Origin of the sequence: Pseudomonas sp. PS01297, assembly GCF_029959305.1 — a bacterium.
GTDB lineage: Bacteria > Pseudomonadota > Gammaproteobacteria > Pseudomonadales > Pseudomonadaceae > Aquipseudomonas > Aquipseudomonas helleri.
Genome location: NZ_JASCPQ010000165.1, coordinates 1 through 6,222, shown reverse-complemented (window position 1 = coordinate 6,222; position 6,222 = coordinate 1). Strand labels below are relative to the sequence as shown.

The window sequence follows — 6,222 nt, the reverse complement described above, 5'->3', positions numbered from 1 at the left end:
GGCTTGCTCGCGATAGGAGCGCTGAGCGTATCCAGAAAGACCGCATTGCTTGCATCGCGAGCAAGCCCGCTCCCACCGTTCGCCTTAGCTGTACGTAGCCAGCTCTACCTGATGCGCGGTGAGTATTTCGGGCAGCGTGCCGCGCAGGAACTCGACCCAGGTTTTGATCTTCGCATCCAGGTATTGGCGCGACGGGTAGATGGCGTACAGGTTGAGCTCTTGCGAACGGTACTGCGGCAATATCCGCACCAGCGTGCCGTTGCGCAGGCCTTCGATGGCGGAGTACAGCGGCAATACGCCAACGCCCATGCCGCTGATGATCGCGTTGCGCATGGCATCGGCCGAGTTGACCAAAAACGGCGACGAATTGATCAACACCATTTCCTGGCCTTCCGGGCCTTCGAACACCCACTTGTCCAGGGCAATCACCGGGCTGACCAGGCGAAGGCAGGCGTGGTTGAGCAAATCGCTGGGTTTGAGCGCTTTGCCGTTGGCTTTCACGTAGTCAGGGGAGGCGCAGACAATGCTGTAGGTGATGCCCAGGCGCTGGGACACAAACCCCGAGTCCGGCAATTCGGTGGCCAGCACGATCGAAATGTCGTAGCCCTCGTTGAGCAAATCCGGCACGCGGTTGGCCAGGGTCAGGTCGAAGGTGACGTCCGGGTGAGTCTTGCGGTAGCGGGCAATGGCGTCGATCACGAAGTGATGGCCAATGCCGGTCATGGTGTGCACCTTCAGTTGCCCGGCCGGGCGCGAGTGCGCATCGCTGGCCTCGGCTTCAGCTTCTTCGACATACGCCAGAATTTGCTCGCAACGCAGCAAATAGCGCTTGCCGGCTTCGGTCAGGGCAATGCGTCGCGTGGTGCGGTTGAGCAAGCGGGTTTGCAGGTGAGCCTCAAGGTTGGAGACCGCGCGCGAGACGTTAGCGGTGGTGGTGTCCAGCATGGCGGCCGCGGCGGTAAAGCTACCGGCTTCGGCCACGCAACTGAAGGCGCGCATGTTTTGCAAAGTGTCCATGAAGTGCTCTCAGGGCGGTATAGGGGACAGCAACAAAGGAGACAGCGACAAATTGTGACATGAAGTTTCAGGATTTACTGAGCGGATCTCATGCGACTTACGGATTATTCTGTGAACGGTAATAAAGAATCACAGTTATGCCAGCTTATCGTTGCCCCTGCCAAGCCATAGACTTATCTATCTCGAAAAACCTCCCCTCATGTCAGGAATTTGCAGCAGTGCAGCGTCGCATCAGCAGAGAGCTTAAAGCCCTCAGTGTTCTGGCTTTATCGTTGGCATTAAATGGCTGTATCGGTTTCGGCGGCATTGCCCCCAAGGGCGAAATGCTCAATGCCAATACCCTGGCCACTGACGAGGCGATTAAAAGCGCCGCGCAAGACGCAAACTGGCCCACAGCCCAATGGTGGCACGCTTATGGCGACCCGCAATTGGACAGTTGGATCAGCCTGGCTGTACAGGGTAGCCCGACCATGGCAATCGCCGCCGCCCGTGTGCGGCAGGCCAAAGCCATGGCTGGTGTGGCCGAGTCTGCCGAGTCCCTGCAAGTCAATGGCACGGCGGCGCTCAAACGACATGGCTGGCCGTCGGACCAGTTCTATGGCCCCGGTGGTCTGGACAGCGCCAATACGTGGGACAACAACGCCCAGTTAGGCTTCAGTTTTGCCCTGGACCTGTGGGGCCGCGAGAGCAATACCACCGAGCAAGCGGTGGACATGGCCCACATGAGCGTGGCCGAGGCGCGCCAGGCGCAACTGGAGTTGCAGAACAATGTGATCCGCACCTACATCCAGTTGTCGCTGCACTACGCGCAACTCGACATTGTTGAATCGACCCTGCACCAGCAAGAGCAGATCCGCGACCTGGCACAGCGACGCCTGGACGGTGGCATCGGCACCCATTTTGAAGTCAGCCAGGCGCAAGCGCCGCTGCCCGAAACCCATCGCCAGATCGACGCATTGGAAGAAGAAATCGCCCTGACGCGTAACCAACTGGCCGCGTTGGCCGGTAAAGGCCCGGGCGAGGGCGCACGTCTCAAGCGTCCGACCCTGGCGTTGAACACGGTGCTCAAACTGCCATCGACGTTACCTGCGCAGTTGCTGGGCCAGCGCCCGGACGTGGTTGCCAGCCGTTGGGAAGTGGCCGCGCAAGCCCGTGGTATCGACGTTGCCCACGCCAATTTCTATCCGAACGTGGATTTGGTCGGCAGCCTCGGTTTTATGGCTACAGGCGGTACCGCGCTGGGTTTTTTGACGGCGCAAAAAATGAGCTACAACGTCGGCCCGGCGATCTCCTTGCCGATCTTTGATGGCGGCCGCTTGCGCTCAGAGTTGGGCGCGGCATCGGGCGGTTATGACCTGGCGGTGGCCCGGTACAACCAGACCCTGGTCAACGCGCTCAAAGGCATCTCTGACCAGTTGATCAAGCGCGAGTCCATGGACAAGCAGCAAGTATTCGCGGCCGAGTCGGTGGCAGCGGCGCAGAAAACCTATGACATCGCCATGATCGCCTACCAGCGCGGCCTCACCGACTACCTCAATGTGCTCAACGCGCAGACCCTGCTGTTCCATCAGCAAGAAGTCCAGCAGCAAGTCGAGGCGGCGCGCCTGAGTGCTCACGCAGAATTGGTGACGGCATTGGGCGGCGGCCTGGAAGCAGGCAGCGACGTCCCCAAAGACGACCGTTATGCGCCGAACAAACCTGGGGCGGTTATGGCCTTGTTCAATAAATGACGCAGCGCCCCCACCCTGTAGGAGCGAGCTTGCCTCGCGATCTTTTAAAGATCGCAGCCTTCGGCCGCTCCTGCGACGAGTTCCGGTTTCACACTTTTGAGAGCCTGTAGATGAACCACTTGCCCGCCCCGGTACGCTGGCTGTATTCGCTGGAATGGCGCCGAGGCTTTTTTGACTGGGCACGCAGCGACGGCGTGACCTGGGTGCATATTTTCAAAGTGTTGATTGCCGCATTTCTGACCCTGTGGTTGGCCATGCGCCTGGAGTTGCCACAACCGCGTACCGCGATGATCACCGTGTTTATCGTGATGCAGCCACAAAGCGGCCAAGTGTTCGCCAAAAGCTTTTACCGGTTTTTAGGCACCCTGACCGGTTCGGCAGTGATGGTGGCGCTGATCGCGTTGTTTGCGCAAAACACCGTGCTGTTTCTCGGTTCGCTGGCGATTTGGGTGGGTATCTGCTCGGCCGGTGCGGCGCGTTGCCGTAACTTCCGCGCCTATGGTTTCGTCCTGGCTGGTTACACCGCCGCCATGGTGGGCCTGCCCGCCCTGGCGCACCCGGATGGGGCGTTTATGGCGGCCATGTGGCGAGTGCTGGAAATCTCGCTGGGCATTTTGTGCTCAACCGTGGTCAGCGCCGCGATCTTGCCGAAAACCGCCGGGGCAGCGATGCATGACGCGCTGTACAAGCGCTTTGGTGTGTTTGCCGGGTTTGTCGCCGAAGGCCTGCGCGGCCAGTCAACCCAAGAAGCCTATGAAGCCAGCAACGTGCGCTTTATCGGCGAGAGCGTGGGCCTGGAAGGCATGCGCAGCGTGACGGTCTTCGAAGACCCGCACATGCGTCGGCGCAGCGGCCGTTTGAGCCGCCTCAACAGCGAATTCATGGCTGTGACCACGCGCTTCAACGCCTTGCATCAACTGCTGGCGCGGTTGCGCTCGCGGGGCGTGGGCTCGGTGATTTCGGTGGTCGAGCCCGAGATGGAATTGCTCGCGCAGTTGCTTGAGGCCTATTCAGGCCGTTCCCTGACCGACAAAGACGCCGTGGTGCTGGCCGAGCAGTTGGCCGAGTTCAAGACTCGCCTGCCGGCCCAGGTCCGCGCACTGCGGGTGAGCTTTCTGGAAAACCAGCCCAGCGACACCGAGTTTCTCGACTTCAACACCGCCTTTGAACTGTTGTTCCGCTTTGTCGATGATTTGCACAATTACGCGCTGACCCATGCGTCGCTGGCCGACCACACCCACGAACGCGAGCGTTGGGACCAACCCTTTATCTCGCAAACCAACTGGTGGTCGGCGGCCGCTTCCGGGATCCGCGCGGCCTTTATCCTGGTGGTGCTGGGCACTTACTGGGTGCTGACGGCCTGGCCGAGCGGGGCGATGATGACCCTGATTGCCGCCGCCACCGTCGGCTTGTCAGCGGCCACGCCCAACCCCAAACGCATGGCCTTTCAAATGGCCTGCGGGACTTTTATCGGCGCGATAGTGGGCTTTGTCGAGATGTTCTTTGTGCTGCCGCACATCGACGGTTTCCCGCTGCTGTGCCTGGTCTTGACCCCGGTAATCGTGTTCGGCTCGTTCCTCACCTCGCGGGCCAACTACGTGGGCGTCGGGCTTGGCTTGCTGATCTTTTTCAGCACCGGTTCGGTGCCTGACAACCTGACCATCTACAACCCGTACCAGTTCATCAACGACTACATCGCCATGGTCATGGGCATGCTGGTGTGCGCGGCGGCCGGGGCAATCATTCTGCCGCCCAACAGCCACTGGTTGTGGAGCCGTCTGGAACAAGACCTGCGTGAACAAGTGGTGTATGCCATCAGCGCCAAGTTGCGCGGCTTGAGCTCCAGCCTCGAAAGCCGTACCCGCGACCTGATGCACCAGGCGTATGGCCTGGCCGCCGGTCAGCCCAAAGTGCAACGCGAACTGCTGCGCTGGATGTTTGTAGTGCTGGAAGTGGGCCACGCGATCATTGAGCTGCGTAAAGAACAGGCAATTTTGCCGATTCACCCGGCGTATGCCGAATCGCAGCCCTGGCGCCAAGCCATCCGCGTGATGGGCCGTTCGCTGGTGCGTTTGTTTATCGCCCCCAGCGAAAACAACCTTGAGCGCGCGCTGATTGCGGTCGATCACGCCATCAGCCGGGTGCAGGCCGCCGACGAACCCTTTGCGCGCAACTTCGACACCTCGGCGTTGGTCCGGGTGCAAAGCTACCTGCACTTTATTCGTACCTCCCTGCTCGACCCGCAATCGCCGCTGGCTCACTTTGCCCAGCCGCAAGGACTAGAACATGCCTCGTGAAATCGCCTTCCACGGCGTCTACATGCCCACCATGACCCTGATGTTTTTTATCGCGGCGGGGTTGGCATGGGGCTTTGACCGACTGTTTTCCGGCTACGACCTGTACCGCTTCTTCTGGCACCCGGCGCTGCTGCGCCTGAGCCTGTTCATTTGTCTTTTTGGCGCCATGGCGCTCACTGTTTACCGTTGAGACTGATCCGATGAAAAAGTTCTTCAGCCTGCTTGCCACCTTGCTGGTTCTGGCCCTTGCGATATGGATCGGCCGCACCCTCTGGGAGCATTACATGAACACCCCGTGGACCCGCGACGGGCGGGTCCGCGCCGACATCATCAACGTGGCCGCAGACGTCAACGGCTACGTGGTCAACGTGCCGGTCAAAGACAACCAATTGGTGAAAAAGGGCGATGTACTGCTGGAAATCGACCCGGAACACTACGAAATTGCTGTCAAACAGGCCGAGTCGCTGGTGGCTTCACGCAAGGCCACCTGGGAGATGCGCAAGCAGAACGCCCGTCGCCGGGCCGACATGGACAACCTGGTGATCTCCCGCGAAAACCGTGATGACGCCAGCAACGTTGCTGATTCAGCCCTGGCCGATTACCAGCACGCGCAGGCGCAACTGGACGCGGCCAAGCTCAACCTCAAGCGCACTAAAGTTGTGGCCACCGTTGATGGCTATGTGACCAACCTCAACGTTCACCCGGGTGACTACGCACGGGTCGGCGATCCGAAAATGGCCGTAATCGACAAAGATTCGTTCTGGGTCTACGGCTTCTTCGAAGAAACCAAACTGCCGCACATTCGCGTTGGCGACACCGCAGAACTGCAAATGATGAGCGGCGAAGTGTTGAAAGGCCACGTAGAAAGCATCTCGCGCGGTATCTACGACCGCGACAACCCCGAGAGCCGCGAACTGGTGGCAGACGTCAACCCGACCTTCAACTGGGTGCGTCTGGCCCAGCGTGTGCCAGTGCGCATCCACATCGACGAAATCCCGGACGGTTTCTTGCTGGCGGCGGGCACCACCTGCACCGTGATTGTTGATCAAACCGATAAATAAGCTGCACAACTGTGTAGGAGCGAGCTTGTCTCGCGATCTTTTGATCTTTATCCAAAAGGCTTTAAACGCCGGAATGGCTATCTGCGAGCAATAGATCAAAAGATCGCGAGACAAGCT

5 protein-coding genes are annotated in these 6,222 nt (G+C 59.8%); 4 read left to right on the top strand and 1 reads right to left on the bottom strand.

The window, feature by feature from the left end; genetic code table 11:
• Positions 1-84: 84 nt before the first annotated feature.
• Positions 85-1,017, bottom strand: a complete 933-nt coding sequence (locus QMX84_RS25565) for a LysR family transcriptional regulator (RefSeq protein ID WP_048368263.1) — start codon at positions 1,015-1,017, stop codon at positions 85-87.
• A 218-nt stretch (positions 1,018-1,235) separates the two neighbouring features.
• Between QMX84_RS25565 and QMX84_RS25560 the strand changes: the two genes are divergently transcribed.
• From QMX84_RS25560 to QMX84_RS25545, 4 genes are all read left to right on the top strand, one after another.
• Positions 1,236-2,747 (top strand): efflux transporter outer membrane subunit, encoded by a 1,512-nt coding sequence (locus QMX84_RS25560; protein WP_262124575.1) that lies wholly within the window; start codon positions 1,236-1,238, stop codon positions 2,745-2,747.
• Positions 2,748-2,857: 110 nt separating this feature from the next.
• The gene (locus QMX84_RS25555) at positions 2,858-5,044 is read left to right on the top strand and encodes an FUSC family protein (RefSeq protein ID WP_262124576.1); all 2,187 of its coding nucleotides are present in this window, start codon (positions 2,858-2,860) and stop codon (positions 5,042-5,044) included.
• On the top strand, positions 5,034-5,234 hold the full coding sequence (locus QMX84_RS25550) for a DUF1656 domain-containing protein (RefSeq protein WP_048368258.1): 201 nt from the start codon (positions 5,034-5,036) through the stop codon (positions 5,232-5,234). The genes QMX84_RS25555 and QMX84_RS25550 overlap by 11 nt, the downstream gene beginning before the upstream one ends.
• 10 nt (positions 5,235-5,244) lie before the next feature.
• Positions 5,245-6,105 (top strand): HlyD family secretion protein, encoded by an 861-nt coding sequence (locus QMX84_RS25545; protein ID WP_282365086.1) that lies wholly within the window; start codon positions 5,245-5,247, stop codon positions 6,103-6,105.
• Positions 6,106-6,222 lie beyond the last annotated feature (117 nt).